15 protein-coding genes and 1 riboswitch are annotated in these 14,852 nt (G+C 64.4%); of the genes, 9 read left to right on the forward strand and 6 right to left on the reverse strand.

The window, feature by feature from the left end; genetic code table 11:
* The first annotated feature begins 24 nt into the window (after positions 1–24).
* Positions 25–216, forward strand: coding sequence for a hypothetical protein (locus BFN03_RS18785; RefSeq protein WP_070380281.1), 192 nt, complete (start codon positions 25–27; stop codon positions 214–216).
* Positions 217–377: 161 nt separating this feature from the next.
* On the opposite strand, the gene BFN03_RS18790 is transcribed toward BFN03_RS18785, so the two are convergent.
* Positions 378–1,460: an inositol-3-phosphate synthase gene (locus tag BFN03_RS18790; RefSeq protein WP_070380282.1), complete on the reverse strand. Its 1,083-nt coding sequence runs from the start codon at positions 1,458–1,460 to the stop codon at positions 378–380.
* Positions 1,453–2,010 carry a PadR family transcriptional regulator gene (locus BFN03_RS18795; RefSeq protein WP_070380283.1) on the reverse strand — a complete coding sequence of 186 codons (558 nt, stop codon included), beginning with the start codon at positions 2,008–2,010 and terminating at the stop codon, positions 1,453–1,455. The genes BFN03_RS18790 and BFN03_RS18795 overlap by 8 nt, the downstream gene beginning before the upstream one ends.
* 255 nt (positions 2,011–2,265) lie before the next feature.
* On the opposite strand from BFN03_RS18795, the gene BFN03_RS20340 reads away from it, so the two are divergent.
* From BFN03_RS20340 to BFN03_RS18810, 3 genes are all read left to right on the forward strand, one after another.
* A complete protein-coding gene (locus tag BFN03_RS20340; protein WP_084385693.1) occupies positions 2,266–2,715 on the forward strand; it encodes a DUF5318 domain-containing protein in 450 nt (149 codons plus the stop codon).
* Between the two features lie 617 nt (positions 2,716–3,332).
* Positions 3,333–5,405 (forward strand): transglycosylase domain-containing protein, encoded by a 2,073-nt coding sequence (locus BFN03_RS18805; protein WP_084385694.1) that lies wholly within the window; start codon positions 3,333–3,335, stop codon positions 5,403–5,405.
* A gap of 37 nt (positions 5,406–5,442) precedes the next feature.
* Positions 5,443–7,053, forward strand: coding sequence for a glycosyltransferase family 87 protein (locus tag BFN03_RS18810; RefSeq protein ID WP_070380285.1), 1,611 nt, complete (start codon positions 5,443–5,445; stop codon positions 7,051–7,053).
* Positions 7,054–7,064: 11 nt separating this feature from the next.
* Here BFN03_RS18810 and BFN03_RS18815 read toward each other — a convergent pair whose 3' ends face one another.
* The 3 genes from BFN03_RS18815 to BFN03_RS18825 all read right to left on the reverse strand — a co-directional run bounded on the left by BFN03_RS18815 (position 7,065) and on the right by BFN03_RS18825 (position 9,811).
* Positions 7,065–7,352 carry a CD225/dispanin family protein gene (locus BFN03_RS18815; RefSeq protein ID WP_070380286.1) on the reverse strand — a complete coding sequence of 96 codons (288 nt, stop codon included), beginning with the start codon at positions 7,350–7,352 and terminating at the stop codon, positions 7,065–7,067.
* Positions 7,353–7,436: 84 nt separating this feature from the next.
* Positions 7,437–8,798: a glycosyltransferase family 87 protein gene (locus tag BFN03_RS18820; RefSeq protein WP_084385695.1), complete on the reverse strand. Its 1,362-nt coding sequence runs from the start codon at positions 8,796–8,798 to the stop codon at positions 7,437–7,439.
* Between the two features lie 122 nt (positions 8,799–8,920).
* The gene (locus tag BFN03_RS18825; RefSeq protein WP_070380287.1) at positions 8,921–9,811 is read right to left on the reverse strand and encodes a hypothetical protein; all 891 of its coding nucleotides are present in this window, start codon (positions 9,809–9,811) and stop codon (positions 8,921–8,923) included.
* A 262-nt stretch (positions 9,812–10,073) separates the two neighbouring features.
* Here BFN03_RS18825 and BFN03_RS18830 point away from each other — a divergent pair, with 262 nt between their 5' ends.
* Entirely contained in the window at positions 10,074–11,381 is a 1,308-nt protein-coding gene (locus tag BFN03_RS18830; RefSeq protein WP_198163302.1) for a virginiamycin B lyase family protein, read from the forward strand.
* 211 nt (positions 11,382–11,592) lie between these two features.
* Positions 11,593–11,665: riboswitch (SAM riboswitch) on the reverse strand.
* An 85-nt stretch (positions 11,666–11,750) separates the two neighbouring features.
* Here the strand turns inward: BFN03_RS18830 and BFN03_RS18835 are convergent.
* Complete coding sequence (locus BFN03_RS18835; protein WP_070380288.1) at positions 11,751–12,971, reverse strand: phosphatidylinositol-specific phospholipase C domain-containing protein; 1,221 nt, start codon at positions 12,969–12,971, stop codon at positions 11,751–11,753.
* A gap of 221 nt (positions 12,972–13,192) precedes the next feature.
* On the opposite strand from BFN03_RS18835, the gene rpsF reads away from it, so the two are divergent.
* From rpsF to rplI, 4 genes are all read left to right on the forward strand, one after another.
* On the forward strand, positions 13,193–13,480 hold the full coding sequence (gene rpsF / locus BFN03_RS18840; protein ID WP_070380289.1) for a 30S ribosomal protein S6: 288 nt from the start codon (positions 13,193–13,195) through the stop codon (positions 13,478–13,480).
* Positions 13,481–13,544: 64 nt separating this feature from the next.
* On the forward strand, positions 13,545–14,066 hold the full coding sequence (locus tag BFN03_RS18845) for a single-stranded DNA-binding protein (protein WP_070380290.1): 522 nt from the start codon (positions 13,545–13,547) through the stop codon (positions 14,064–14,066).
* Between the two features lie 38 nt (positions 14,067–14,104).
* Positions 14,105–14,347, forward strand: coding sequence for a 30S ribosomal protein S18 (gene rpsR, locus BFN03_RS18850; protein ID WP_070380291.1), 243 nt, complete (start codon positions 14,105–14,107; stop codon positions 14,345–14,347).
* An 18-nt stretch (positions 14,348–14,365) separates the two neighbouring features.
* The gene (gene rplI / locus BFN03_RS18855) at positions 14,366–14,821 is read left to right on the forward strand and encodes a 50S ribosomal protein L9 (RefSeq protein ID WP_070380292.1); all 456 of its coding nucleotides are present in this window, start codon (positions 14,366–14,368) and stop codon (positions 14,819–14,821) included.
* Positions 14,822–14,852: the final 31 nt, after the last annotated feature.

Below are 14,852 nucleotides of genomic sequence, written 5' to 3' on the forward strand. Positions count from 1 at the left end.
CGAAGCGAATGGGACACTGAACTAGTGCATCCGGTTGCGAAACGACAGCGGCTCGAGGTGTTGATCGGGATCCTCGGGTTCTTCACGGTAATGGCGTTCATCGCGGCGGTCGCCGAGGTCTTTCGCGGCGATCCCGGCGTCACACCGGCGCTGGTGCTGCTCGGCTGCCTGGCCCTGACAGGGCTCGCCGTTCGCGCACGAAATCGCATCCGCTGACACACGTCGAATACGAACGCAAAAGGGCGAATGTGCCTTCTGGTGCCTTGACGGCGCCGGAAGGCACATTCGCCCTCGGAGCTGAGCGACCGGTGCCCTCGGAGCTGAGCGACCGGTGCCCTCGGAGCTGAGCGACCGGTGTGACCCGAGCGACTTGGACTCTACGCGTCGATGATGAACGCCTCGAGCTCGCTGCGCGCCTTGTCGTCCGCCATCTGGACCGGCGGGGACTTCATCAGGTATGCCGATGCCGGGTAGACAGGCCCGCCGATGCCACGGTCCTTGGCGATCTTGGCGGCGCGGACCGCGTCGATGATGATGCCGGCCGAGTTCGGGGAGTCCCAGACCTCGAGCTTGTACTCCAGGTTGAGGGGGACGTCACCGAATGCGCGGCCCTCGAGTCGCACGTATGCCCACTTGCGGTCGTCGAGCCAACCGACATGATCAGACGGGCCGATGTGCACGTTGCCGTCGCCGAGTTCGCGGGTCAGGTTGGACGTCACAGCCTGCGTCTTGGAGATCTTCTTGGACTCCAGGCGATCACGCTCGAGCATGTTCTTGAAGTCCATGTTGCCGCCCACGTTGAGCTGCATGGTGCGGTCGAGCTGCACGCCGCGGTCTTCGAACAGCTTCGCCATCACGCGGTGGGTGATGGTGGCACCGACCTGAGACTTGATGTCGTCACCGACGATCGGAACGCCGGCATCCTTGAACTTCGCGGCCCACTCGGGGTCGGACGCGATGAACACGGGCAGTGCGTTGACGAACGCGACGCCTGCGTCGATGGCGCACTGGGCGTAGAACTTGTCGGCGTCCTCGGAGCCGACGGGCAGGTAGGAGACCAGCACGTCGACCTCGGCGTCCTTCAGTGCCTGGACGACGTCAACGGGCTCGGCCTCGGAGACCTCGATGGTGTCGGCGTAGTACTTGCCGATGCCGTCGAGTGTGGGGCCTCGCAACACGGTCACGTCGGACGGCGGAACGTCGGCGATCTTGATGGTGTTGTTCTCGCTGGCGAAGATGGCCTCGGACAGGTCGAATCCGACCTTCTTGGCGTCGACGTCGAAAGCTGCGACGAACTTGACGTCACGGACGTGATAGCTGCCGAACTTGACGTGCATCAGACCGGGAACGGTTGCGGTCTCGTCGGCATCCTTGTAGTACTGCACGCCCTGGACCAGGGACGAGGCACAGTTCCCCACGCCCACAATGGCCACGCGCACCGCGGTGCTGTTCTCACCCATTGTCGGGTTCTCCTTCTTTCTTTTGTGTTGCTGTCGATTGCTCGGCTGCGATCAGCTCGTTGAGCCAGCGCACTTCACGTTCGCTGGATTCGAGACCGAGTTGGTGGAGCTGTCTGGTGTAGCGGTCCAGTGTGCCGCTAGCTCTTCCGATCGCTTCGCGGAGCCCTTCACGGCGCTCCTCGACCTGGCGTCGCCGGCCTTCGAGAATCCGCATCCGCGCTTCTGCGGGGGTGCGACTGAAGAAGGCCAGATGAACACCGAATCCGTCGTCGGTGTAGTTCTGGGGACCTGTGTCGGCGACCAGTTCCTCGAACCGCTTCTTGCCGATCGGCGTGAGCTGGTAGACACGGCGGGCACGTCGTTTGGCAGTCCCTGGTGATCCTGCGTCCTCGGCTATCAAGCCGTCCGCCTGCATGCGTCGAAGCGTCGGGTAGAGGGAGCCGTAGGAAAAGGCGCGAAATGCGCCCAGCAGTCCTGTCAACCGCTTGCGTAGCTCGTAACCATGCATGGGCGACTCGTGGAGCAGTCCGAGAATCGCCAATTCGAGCATGCCCACCTCCCGAGTCGCCCAACCAAAATCACTTGATTCCTGCCGATTATATCGCACCGATATATATGGCGATATGCCGAGTCGATGGATGCACCATGAAACCACGAGTTGCCGGTACTGGATGCGCGGCGCATCGGCGTTTCTGCTTAGGTGCGCCCAATGTCACACCTGGATCGTCTGACTGAACGAATGTCACATTGGGTGGACGTGACGAGGCGCACTGCAGGAAAGCCGAAAATGGGAGTCGCACTAGCTATGACGCCGCACGCACGTACTCTGGTCTGCGTGCGGATACAGCGGCAGGTGGTGGACTATGCGCTTCAGCGCCGGTCTCTCCTGGCCGAGGTCTACTCAGGTAGGACGGGTGTCGCCGAGGTGTGCGACGCCAGCCCATACCTGCTCCGAGCTGCAAAGTTTCACGGCAGGGGCAGTGACGTCGTATGCCCTATCTGCCGCAAGGAACAGCTGACTCTGGTCTCCTGGGTATTCGGTGAGAAGTTGGGTTCCGTTTCGGGGTCAGCCCGCACGGCAGAAGAACTGGTCCGCCTCGCGGCTACTCAGGAGGAGTTCTCGGTTCACGTGGTCGAGGTATGCCGCACGTGTAGTTGGAATCACCTGGTGCAGTCCTATGTTCTCGGTACCCTACCAACACCGAAAAGTCCGAGCCGGTCTTCGCCACGGGCCCGTCGGACCGCAAGCGAGTAGATCCCGGTCGGCACCGGAATGCGGGCCGAGTAATTCGCACAGTAGCAACGAAGGACTGAATCAGGTCCCCAACCACTGGAGATTTGTACGTGAGTTCCCCCCGCAGCAACGCCCCGGGTGATCGACCGAACGGTCCGAGGCGACCGAGTGGCCCCCCGCCACAAGGACGCCCCGGCGGTCCACCACCCCACGGCGGACAGCCTGCGGGCGCGCCCCCGCCCCGGCGCGGGCCGTACCCACCCTCTCAGGGGGCCGGTCGTCCTCCCGGTCCCCCTCCACGCCGTCACGCAGGCCCCCCGACCGGTGGGCGCCCCGCGGGCCCCCCGACCGGTGGACGCCCCGCAGGCCCCCCGACTGGAGGGCGCCCGGCCGTGCCCCCGACCGCAGGTGGTGGCCGCCCCCCGGGCCAGCCGCGACGTTCGGGCCCGCCGCCGCGCCGTCCCGGCCCTCCACCGGGACGCCCCGCACCGCGTTCGCAGGAAACTCGCAGCCAATCGGGCTCCGGTGGGCGTCCGCCCGGTCCCCCGCCCTCGGGCGGCCGTAGGACCGGTGGCGGTGGCCGCGGGGGTGAACCACCGAGGGGCGGCAAGAAGGCAGCCGCTAAGAAAAAGAAGTCGGTGTGGAGGATCGTTCGGCGGACGGCGTATGCGGGTATCGCGCTGGCCCTGCTCGTCCCGATCCTGGTGTTCATGGCGGCCTACGTCGTTCAGGAAGTCCCGCGTCCGGGCGACCTCAAGACCAACCAGGTGGCCACGATCTACGCGGCCGACGGAACTACAGTGATCAGCAGGGTTGTGCCGCCCGAGGGCAACCGATCCGAGGTAGCGCTCGACGAGATTCCGAAGCACACGCGGGACGCCGTACTGGCTGCCGAGGACCGGGATTTCTACTCGAACCCGGGCTTCTCGATCGGCGGCTTCGTGCGTGCCGCTCGCGACAACGTCCTGGGTAAGGAAAGCGCGGGCGGTGGCTCGACCATCACTCAGCAGTACGTGAAGAAGACGATGGTCGGTTCCGAACGTTCACTGGTGCGCAAGATGAAGGAACTGGTCATCTCGTCGAAGATGGCCCGCGAGTGGACGAAGGACGACATTCTCGCCGCGTATTTGAACACCATCTACTTCGGACGTGGTGCGTATGGCATCGAGGCGGCGTCGAAGGCGTACTTCAACAAGCCGGTCGGGCAGTTGACGGTCGAGGAGAGCGCCGTCCTGGCGTCGTCGATCCAGCTGCCGTCGCTGCTCGATCCGGAGACCAATCCGGAGGGTGCACAGGCGCGTTGGAATTATGTGCTGGACGGCATGGTTGACGCCGGAACGCTCGACCAGTCGGCCAGGGCGGGCATGCAATACCCCGCGTTCGTGCCGCTCGCTCAGGTCGACCACGGCGACCAGGGCTCCGGGCCGGAGGGTTTGATCAAGAACCAGGTCTTGCGTGAGCTGGGCGAGGCAGGGATCAGTGAACAGCTACTCAACACCGAGGGCTTGGACATCACGACCACGATCGATCCGAAGGCCCAGGCTGCTGCCGTCGATGCCGTTCGCTCCAACATGACGGGTGAGTCGGACGACCTGCGCGCCGCCGTCGTCTCGGTGGATCCGAAGACCGGTGCGGTGCGGGCGTACTACGGCGGCGAAGACGGCGTCGGGTATGACTTCGCGAACGCCGGCCTGCAGACCGGTTCGTCGTTCAAGGTGTTCGGGCTCGCGGCCGCACTCGACCAGGGCATCCCGCTGTCACAGATGTACGACAGCTCTCCACTCACCGTCAACGGCATCACCATCGGCAATGTCGGAGGCGAGGATTGTGGCACCTGCACCATCGCCGAGGCGCTGAAGCGGTCTCTCAACACCAGTTTCTACCGCTTGCAGCTCGAGCTCGACGGTGGGCCGCAGGCTATCGCGGACATCGCTCACGAGGCGGGCATACCGGAGGACATCCCGGGGATCGGGCCAACCCTGACAGAGCCCGACGACAGAGGTCCGAACAACGGAATCGTTCTCGGCCAGTACCTGTCGCGCCCGATCGACATGGCGTCGGCCTATGCCACCTTGGCCGATTCCGGTACGTATCACGCTCCACATTTCGTCCAGAAGGTGGTGAGTGCGGACGGCACCGTGCTGTTCGATCGCGGCATCGTCCCCGGTGAGAATCGCATCGACAGGGCCGTAGCCGACAATGTCACTGCAGCGATGGAACCCATCGCCGCGTATTCGCGCAACCACAACCTGGCAGGCGGGCGCCCGTCGGCAGCGAAGACCGGTACCGCTCAGTTGGGTGACACGGGCGAGAACAAGGACGCCTGGATGGTCGGCTACACGCCATCGCTGTCGACTGCGGTCTGGGTGGGCACTGCCGACGGTCAGGCGCTGCGCACCGCCAGCGGTGGAATGATCTACGGCTCCGGTCTACCCTCCGACATCTGGAAGGACACGATGGACGACGCCCTGGCGGGCACGTCCAACGAGAAGTTCCCGAGGCCTGGATCGATCGGCGGTCAATCGGGTGTTCCGTCCTTCACTGGGCCGCCCACGACCACGTCGGAGGAGCCGACGGACACACTCGAAATTCCGTCGGATCTCATCCCGCCCGTAGTCATTACGCAGGAGCCGGTCGAGATTCTGCCCGGGATCTCCATTCCGATTCCGCGCCTGCTTCCCCCGCCGGGACCGGGCGCGGGCGGACAGTAAGTTCCAACCGGTTTGCGGCGCCCGGTAGCCTCGCGGAGTGGCCGAGAACGCTGATGCGCATGCCGCCCGAGATGCAGACGAGGCGGGATATGTCTCGCCCGCACCCCTGGCGCAGGATCGGCGCTGCGCGGACTGGCGGGATCTTCCGGGGCGCACCGATCCGCTGACAGCTGACCTCTCGGCAGTGATAGGCGGTCCCGTCGGTCGACATGCGGTGGTGGGACGAACCCGCTTCTTCACGCCGATGCGCGCGATCGTGTTGCTGGCGATCGTGTTCCTCGCGCTGGGCTGGTTCACAAAGGCGCCGTGCATTCAACAGGCACCTGTAGGTGAGAACGGCGCGCTCGCGCTGGATTGGAGCGGCGGTCGGCAATACGTTGCCATGTGCTACTCGGACACGGTGCCGCTCTACGGAGCGGAACGGTTGAACGAGGGAGCCTTCCCTTACAAGAAGTCGTGGGAGGAGGACGGCCGCGACGGCCAGGTTCAGGTCCGCTACATGGAGTATCCGGTGATCGCCGGGCTCTATCAGTACGTCTCGATGACCGTCGCGAAGGCGTGGGATTCCGTGCACTGGCTTCCCGGCGCTTTGCAGGTCGTGATCTATTTCAACGTCGTTGCGTTCGGCTTGGCGCTGGCGTGGCTGGTCACGGTATGGTCCAGTGCGCTTCTGGCGGGCCGCCGAATCTGGGATGCCGCGATGATCGCGGCTTCACCCGTCGTGATCGTGCATGCGTTCACGAATTTCGACCCTCTTGCAACGGCTTTCGCGGCGGGCGGGTTGCTGGCGTGGTCTAGGAAGCGGCCGATGCTCGCCGGAATCTTGCTAGGGCTCGGCGGCGCGACCAAGCTGTATCCGCTGCTACTGCTCGGGCCATTGCTGGTGTTGTGCCTTCGAGCGGGCAAGATGCGCGACTGGTCGGTGGCGGCGCTGGCTGGTCTCGGCGCGTGGCTCGCGGTCAATCTGCCGATCGCCCTGTTGTTCCCGAGTGGTTGGGCCGAGTTCTTCCGTCTGAACTCCGAGCGCGGGGCCGATCCCGATTCGATCTACAACGTGATCACGTCCTTCACCGGCTGGGCCGGATTCGACGGCGTCCTTGCGGCGGGTGAATCTCCGACGGTCCTGAACACGGTATCGCTGTTGCTGTTCGCGTTGGTGTGTGTCGGTATCGGCTACATCGCGCTCACGGCGCCGACCCGGCCGCGACTCATGCAGCTCTGCTTCCTGGTGGTTGCCGGGTTCTTGCTCACCAACAAGGTGTGGAGCCCGCAGTATTCACTGTGGCTGGTGCCGCTGGCCGTTCTCGCCTTCCCGCACCGGCGAATCCTGCTCGCCTGGATGACGATCGACGCGCTGGTGTGGGTACCCCGGATGTTCTACTACCTCGGCACGTCGAACAAGGGCTTGCCCGAGCAGTGGTTCACGGCCACGGTGGTGGTTCGCGACATCGCCGTGATCGTCATCTGCGCGCTGATCGTCCGTCAGATCTACCGGCCCGGCGAGGACCTGGTGCGGTACGGCTTCATCGACGATCCGTCCGGCGGTGTGCTCGACCAGGCGCCCGACGCACAACCACGATGGCTACCCAACTGGCTGCGTCCACGATCGGCTGTGGAAGCAGTTCCTGCCCAGACGGTTCCGTCGTGAACCGGTTAGGGTCAGGGCAGCACCAGCAACATCCCGGCCAACGCCACTGCTGACAGGGCGAGAGCGGCGCCGAAGCTCCGCTTGGCCCAGCTTCGGGCATCGGCTGCTGCCCGCACCGAGGCGTCGTACTCACCGAGTTCCCAGAGCGTGCTTACCCTGCCGGCCCGCATCAACGACATCACACCGAGCGGGAAGAACGCGATGGTTGCCAGAATCGCCAGCGATAGATGGCTGGCCGGAGGCGGTGCAAGCGGCCCGTCTTCCCGGACGACCGGTTGCTGATCCGTGCAGTGCGTCATGCGGTGGCCTCCCCGTTGTCACGCCCGATATAGGGGCGATAGGAGTATAGACGCCGCTGTCCAGGTCGAAGATCCGCGCAGTGGTCAGATGCCTCTACCCGCAGCAACTTTCGCGTCGGATGGCGGTGGGCCGGCGGGTTCGGCTTCGGCTGTGGCCGGTCGGCGCAGCGTGGCGCGCAGGAATACGAAGAACAGCACAATGAGTAGTCCCGCGCGACCCCACACCCCGAACTTCACCAGGAGCTCGTATGTCGTCGGGTCGGTTTGAGCGACCAGCGCCCCGAAGTACTTGAACACTCCGATCCCCAGCGAGAGGTCGGCCACCAGATACGCCGCCACGAGGCCCCAGGGCACCCGTAGCAGGACGAAGAAGGGGACCAGCCACAGTGTGTACTGCGGCGAATGCACCTTGTGTAGCAACAGGAATCCGCAGAGCATCGCGGCGCTGACCTGGATCCACGGGTACAAGCCCTCTCGTTGGTACCGCAGCCAGCCCAGCCGCAACGCCACCGCAAACGCCACGCACACCAGTAGCGGCGAGACGATGCCGACGGTCTGGTCATAGGCCGGCAAGGGTGTATCGGTGTTGTGCGGTCCGAACAACGGTCGCAGACCCCAGTACCAGATCGAGTTGGTGGTGATATCGGCCAGCCGATTCTGCTGGAACGTGAATGATGCACGCCAGCCCTCGTACGAGATCAGTGCGAAGGGCAGATTCACCGCCACCACGGTGGTCACCGCGGCTGCCCCGACCATCACGGCGCCGCGCACGTCGTACCGGCGTTCGGCCCCGCCGCCTCGTGTCAGGACGTAAGCGATCAGCGGAAGCACGAACGCGCCGGGATACAGCTTGAGGCAGAAGCCCACGGCCAGAAGTACCGCAGCGATGACCGCGCGCCTGCGGAACGGGATACTCTCGAGGCTCATCACGAAGATCGCGGCGACCGACATCGCGATCACTGGCAGTTCCCAGTTGTGGAATGCATACAGAACCAACGGTGGGCTTATCGACCAGAGCAGAGCCCACCAGCCGGTCAGACGTCCCAGCATCCACGCTGTGAGCAGACCGAATGGGGCGAGAATCAACGCCGAGTGCAGGAGGAAATCGGCGTCGGTGTGCGAACCGACGCCGCCGAGCCACATCAGGACACCGCTGAGTACCGGGTACTCCACGCTGCCCCCGATGAGTTTGCCGTCAGAGCTGATTCCACCGGTGAGGTAGGGGAATACGTGCAAGTTGATCTCGCGGCCGAGCCACAGCAACTGGATGTCGGAATAGCAGACCTGCGTGTCCTTGATCCGGTCGAAGATCAGGCTGCGGCCGACCTCGTTGAATGGCGGCCCGGCGCAGCGGGCTTTTTGTAGGTAGCCGGCGACCATGGCCAAACCCGCCAATCCGACGGCGATGGCTGCGATCGGCGTCCGCTGCCGAACTCCGATAACCATGGATCCACACTAGTGTCCGGGGGTGCCAGACTCCGGGCTTGTCGCCAAATGTGCGATCACTGCGGACGGCTCGCCGGGGAGTGATCAGGCGGTGAGGCGACCGGTTGGGAGACTTCGCATCCCTAGTCGAGCAGGCTGGCCTCCGCAATCGTCAGCCGGTGCAGGTCCACCAACTCCTTCTCGTCGAGGTGCGCGCTGACGTAGCCCCCGGCCAAGGCGAAGGCGACTGGCATCTTGCGCTCCTGGCACCACCGGAACAGCAGATTCTCGCGGGCTTCGAGCACCTCTTTCGTGATGCCGTCCAGGCCGCCGGTGTCGCAGCCTTCGTAGGGGTCCATCCCGGCGTTGTAGAGAACCAGGTCGAAATTCGGCCCTATGTGTTCGATCCGGCTCAGGGCCTGGGTGCACGCGGCCAGGTACTGCTCCCCCTCCGAGACCAGGGTCGGCTGACAGCGGTCTGTCGGATCGTAGAAGTCGAACCAGTCCACGGATACATCGGCTTGCCAGATCCGGGGGTCCGACTGCATGAGCGAGGCGGTTCCGCCGCCACAGTGCGCGTCGAAGTCCACGATCAGTACGGATTCGGCGCCGTCATCGAGCGCGGCGCGGGCGGCCAGTACCAGGCCGTTGAACGTGCAGAAGCCGCGGCCCGAGGCCCGGCAGGCATGGTGCAGCCCAGACGACAGCGATCCCGCTACCCCACCGGTCCGTAGCCCGACCAGGGCCGCGTCCACCATGCCCCCGGCCGCCGCCGTAGTTGCGGTCCATAGATCCTCGTCCCAGGTCAGTCCCGGCGACCCGGCGAGGCCACGGGGTGTGCCGTAGTGCACCGCCTCCACGTACTGCAGGTCGTGGACGGCGGCCAGTTCCCCGACATCCAGCGAGTGCGGGCGTACCAGCTCCACCCCGTCAATGGGATCACGAAGAAGCGATTCGGCGACCCACTGGGACTTGAGCGTGATGTCGAACGCGTGGGGCGATGCGGCGTAGTCGGGAGAGTAGAAGACCTTCACGGCTGGTCCTTCCGGGTGCGCGGCCCCCATTCGGAGATTACCGGCATGTGGAGGCTTCGGCATTCGTGCAGGTTCTCGGCCGCTGCGTGCCGGTGGTGATGGTGATGGTGTTGAGCTCGAGCTGTCGACTGCCGGGCATTTTCGCCCAACACTGACTAAGGCGACCGTCCGTTATGTAGGTTCCTTGGGCGTGGCCACCTCCTGTGGCTACCTCCCGTGGCCTGTGCCCGGGATGCGGATTCCGTTGGAAGGGAACAATTTCTTGGCCACCATTGATCGGCCGCGCTCACGCGTCGGATCTTCGCGGATGCCGGCGGTACTCGGCGGCACCGTTCTCGTCGTAGCCACGGCCCTCACTACTGCTGTCGGGCAGGCAACCGCCGACGTCGTCACGAACACGATCACAGTCGAGGCGGGACCGGGAGGGGTGGCGATCACCCCGGACGGCGCCCACGTCTATGTCGCCAACCAGAACGGTCACTCTGTGTCGGTGATCGCTACCGCCACCAATACGGTCACCGCCACCATTCCGGTCGGCGAAGGGCCGTCCGGCATGGCGATCACCCCGGACGGCGCCTTCGCCTACGTCACCAACCTGATTGACGACTCGGTGTCGGTGATCGATACCTCCATCAACACCGAGATCACGACCGTGCCGATCGGCGGCACACCGAACGAGGTGGCGATCACCCCGGACGGTGCCCTCGCCTACGTCCCCAACACGTCCAACGACTCGGTGTCGGTGATCGATACCGCTACCAACGCGGTCATCACCTCCGTCCCGGTTGGGCGGGTGCCGTTCGGGGTGACATTCACCCCAAACGGTGCCCTCGCCTACGTCACCAACTTCCTCGGTGACTCGGTGTCGGTGATCGATACTGCTACCAACGCAGTCATCGCCTCCGTCCCGGTCGGCGTCCAACCGATCGGGGTGGCATTCACCCCGGACGGTGCCCTCGCCTACGTCACCCACCAGGGTGACAACTCGGTGTCGGTGATCGATACCGCTACCAACGCGGTCGTCACCACCGTCTCGGTCGGCGACCGACCAAACGGGATCGCAATCACACCGGACGGCAACCTCGCCTACGTCAACAACTTTGACGGAAGTTCAGTGTCGGTGATCGATACCGCCACGAACACGATTGCCACCACCGTCCCGGTCGGCGACCGTCCGTCCGGAGTGGTGATCACCCCGGACGGTGCCCACGCCTATGTCACCAACTGGGGCGACGGCACCGTGTCGGTGATCGCGATCGGTAAGACTCCGGCCGAAATCGCCGGAACACCGACTGCAGGGGTCGTCGGCCAGCCCTACGAGCACACTTTCACCCTCACCGGAGAACCTGCGCCGACCGCGGCCGTCACCGCCGGGGCCCTGCCCGAGGGGGTCGCGTTGAGCGAGCAGGGTGTGCTGTCCGGAACCCCGACGACTGCCGGGACGTACACGTTCACGGTGACCGCATCCAACGGGGTCGGTGACGACGCGATCCTCGAGGCCACCCTCGACATCACAGAGGCAACCGAGCCCGTCCCATCCAACCCTTGGGGAAGCTTGGGCGGGAGTTGATTTGAGGGGCTCAGGGACCTGTACGCCCTGGCCCGAACCGCATAAATGTGAAGTGGCCGCCCACCCTCGAAGCGGGGTAGGCGGCCACTTCACGCTCCTGCCGGCAACGCAGCTCACGTCGCCTGAAGCGATCGGCGGGACAACCACTAGAGCTTGGCGGCCTCCGAGACAGTCAGCCGGTGTAGGTCCACGAGACGCTCTGAGGTGAGCACGTCATCCGAGCCACCCCGAAAACGCCTTGGGGTTGGTGTGCGGCCAGTCGGAGCTTGGCGCCGCATCTCGTGAAGCTCACTTGGTCTTGTGTCCGGTGGTCCGACACGAACTACCTAGGTCGGACCACCGGACACAAGACGTCGGCGAGGAGTTGTGTCATTCGCCCCGCGGAAGAACCTCGGACAGCACCGTCGGCAGCGTGGTCCAGTCGGAGGTGACGATGCTCGCCGAGTGAGCGGCCAGTTCGGCTACACGGTCAAGCGCCTCCGCTTCGGTAGGCGTCCAGGCATCGATCGCGGGCGGCACACTGTGCGCGGATGTCATCACCAGCAGGTATCCGTTCTCGCGATACCAGTCGGTGTCGATCTTCTTCGAGATGTATCCGGACGCACCACTGTCGAACACCACGAACCAGGGCCGAATCGACTCGTCCTCATACTTTTTCGCTCGGGGGTCGCCCTTCGTCGAGCCGAGAACTGCGGGGAAGGCTGCGGCCTTGTCGAGCTCATCGTCCGACGCCAGATCCCGAAGATGCGTGGCGTACTCGATGTCGGTCTTGAGGCTATCGAGCGGGTTCTCCCCCTCCACCGTTCCATTGGTGACGTAGAAGAGGAACTTGCCCCGCATCGCGTCACGGGTCGGCCAGCCGTTGGTGCGCACTGCCTCGTCCAAGGTCAATCCTGAGTCGCCGACCAGATCGGACGGACTGAACAGCGCGTCACCGAGCTGCTCCCTCACGAGTTCGTCGAACTCGCTCGGCCCTCGCCTGAAGGCCGCCGGTCCGCCCGACCCGCTGGACCCGGTGGCGCCGCCGGTTTGCGTTGTGTTGAACCCGTCCTTCATCTCCATCTTGAAGATGACCGGAGGGTGGTCGGGGTTCGCCTCATGCCAGGTCCGAATATCTGTGAGGCAGCCATCGAGCCCCTGATCGCGTGACCCTTTGCGTAACTGCGCCTCCGACTCCGCGCCGACGCAGTTGTTGTCATTGCCAATGGGATTGGAATGGGAGACCCGCCATCCCTTGCCCGCGCCGTTGCTCCACACGTCGATTTCGATCAGCGCGGCACCGGAGTCCAGCCCATCGGCGAGGTAGGGGAACGCGAACTTCTCGTAGGCGTTGTGGACGCCGACTGTGGTGGTCTCGTCGTACCCGAGCTGATCGGTGTCGACGGCAGGCGTGTCCGCGGGAGTTGTGTCCGCGGAAGTTGTGTCCGTGGAAGGTGCGTCTACCGAAGGTGTGTCTGCAAGGGGTGTGTCTGCAAGGGGTGTGTCCTCAGACGGTTCGGCAGAGTTCGCGGTCGCCGGCAGCGAAACCAGGATGGCAGCCGCGGCCGTCAGGGAGGCAACCGTCGCGCGCCTCGATCGAGAGATGTTCACTGTGCCGCCTTTGAGAGGGTGAATAGAACAGCCGGGAGTGTATAACTATTCGCGGTTTGGGCGGGTGATTTCGCCAAAAAGTCCGATTTCCTCGACGCGTAGTCCTGATTTCGCTGGTCAGGGGCCCGTCGTGTAGCCTGCAAAGGTTGCTGACGCAACGACCCTCCTGCCACGGACAGCCCGTGGCCGTTTCACTAGTCCATAGGAGGTGATGAGGTCTTATGCGTCATTACGAATTGATGGTCATCCTGGACCCCAGCCTGGACGAGCGCACTGTTGCTCCTTCGCTGGATACGTTCCTCAATGTTGTTCGCCAGGACGGCGGCAAGATCGACAAGGTCGATGTCTGGGGTAAGCGTCGCCTCGCCTACGAGATCGCCAAGCAGAGCGAAGGCATCTACGCGGTGATCGATATCAGCGCTGCTCCCGCCACTGTCGCGGAGCTCGATCGTCAGCTCGGCCTGAACGAATCGGTGCTTCGTACGAAGGTTCTGCGCCACAACAAGTGATTCTGTCGGCCACCAGCCTTAGGCTCGTGCCCAACCGAACTCCACATTCTGCAGGAGGAACCACATGGCAGGCGACACCGTAATCACCGTCATAGGAAACTTGACGGCTGATCCGGAGCTTCGATTCACACCCGCGGGTGCCGCGGTCGCGAACTTCACCATTGCGTCCACGCCCCGCACCTTCGACCGTCAGACCAATGAATGGAAAGACGGCGAAGCCCTGTTCTTGCGCTGCAACATCTGGCGCGAGGCAGCCGAGAACGTGGCGGAGAGCCTGACCCGCGGCTCGCGAGTGATCGCGAGCGGCCGGCTCAAGCAGCGCTCCTACGAAACTCGTGAAGGTGAGAAGCGCACTGTCGTCGAGCTCGAGGTCGACGAGATCGGCCCCTCGCTGAAGTACGCCACGGCCAAGGTCAACAAGGTCAGTCGCGGCGGCGGAGGCGGAGGTGGCTTCGGTTCCTCCGGCGGATCGGGCGGCGGACGTTCGCAATCCACCAGTGTCGGAGACGATCCGTGGGGTAGTGCGCCGCAGGCGCAGGGCTCCTTCGGAGGCTCTGGTGGTGGGAGCGACGAACCACCGTTCTGATCCGTACCTGATCGGAACATCCAGAAAAGAGCGAACAAATGCCTAAGCCGCCCTTGCGCGACAAGGTAATGAAGAAGAAGGTCTGCGTCTTCTGCAAAGAGAAGAACACGGAGATCGATTACAAGGACACGACGCTTCTGCGTAAGTACGTCAGCGACCGCGGCAAGATCCGCGCGCGCCGTGTCACTGGCAATTGCGTCCAGCACCAGCGCGACGTTGCCATTGCCGTCAAGAACTCTCGTGAGGTGGCGTTGCTGCCCTACGCCACCGTGGCTCGCTAAGGGAAAGGGAGGAAAGACATGAAGCTCATCCTCACCGCTGACGTGGAAAACCTCGGTGCCCCCGGCGACACCGTCGAGGTCAAGGACGGCTACGGCCGCAACTACCTGCTTCCGCGCGGGCTGGCGATCGTCGCCACCCGTGGCGCCCAGAAGCAGGTCGAGGGCATCCGTCGTGCTCAGGAGGCTCGCGCTGTGCGCGGTCTCGACCACGCGAAGGAGCTCAAGGCTGCGATCGAGGGCCTCGAGTCGGTGTCGCTGTCGGTCAAGACCGCAGGTGGCTCGGGCAAGCTCTTCGGTTCGGTTACCGCCGCCGATGTTGCAGGTGCCATCAAGGCCGCAGGTGGACCCGTTCTCGACAAGCGCATCCTGGACCTGCCGAAGGCTCACATCAAGGCGACCGGCAAGCACGCCATCGCCGTGAACCTGCACCCCGACGTGGTTGCGAAGTTCCACCTGAACGTCGTCAGCGCCTAGCCGACTCCGTTCCTGACAAGCGCAGGCCCCA

Origin of the sequence: Rhodococcus sp. WMMA185 (assembly GCF_001767395.1) — a bacterium.
Lineage (GTDB): Bacteria > Actinomycetota > Actinomycetes > Mycobacteriales > Mycobacteriaceae > Rhodococcus_F.

Bases quoted from the DNA above. Each gene is read 5' to 3' on its own strand.
- BFN03_RS18790 (WP_070380282.1), bottom strand. From the start codon at position 1,460: ATGGGTGAGAACAGCACCGCGGTGCGCGTGGCCATTGTGGGCGTGGGG.
- BFN03_RS18795 (WP_070380283.1), bottom strand. From the start codon at position 2,010: ATGCTCGAATTGGCGATTCTCGGACTGCTCCACGAGTCGCCCATGCAT.
- BFN03_RS20340 (WP_084385693.1), top strand. From the start codon at position 2,266: ATGACGCCGCACGCACGTACTCTGGTCTGCGTGCGGATACAGCGGCAG.
- BFN03_RS18815 (WP_070380286.1), bottom strand. From the start codon at position 7,352: ATGACGCACTGCACGGATCAGCAACCGGTCGTCCGGGAAGACGGGCCG.
- BFN03_RS18820 (WP_084385695.1), bottom strand. From the start codon at position 8,798: ATGGTTATCGGAGTTCGGCAGCGGACGCCGATCGCAGCCATCGCCGTC.
- rpsF (WP_070380289.1), top strand. From the start codon at position 13,193: ATGCGTCATTACGAATTGATGGTCATCCTGGACCCCAGCCTGGACGAG.
- BFN03_RS18845 (WP_070380290.1), top strand. From the start codon at position 13,545: ATGGCAGGCGACACCGTAATCACCGTCATAGGAAACTTGACGGCTGAT.
- rpsR (WP_070380291.1), top strand. From the start codon at position 14,105: ATGCCTAAGCCGCCCTTGCGCGACAAGGTAATGAAGAAGAAGGTCTGC.
- rplI (WP_070380292.1), top strand. From the start codon at position 14,366: ATGAAGCTCATCCTCACCGCTGACGTGGAAAACCTCGGTGCCCCCGGC.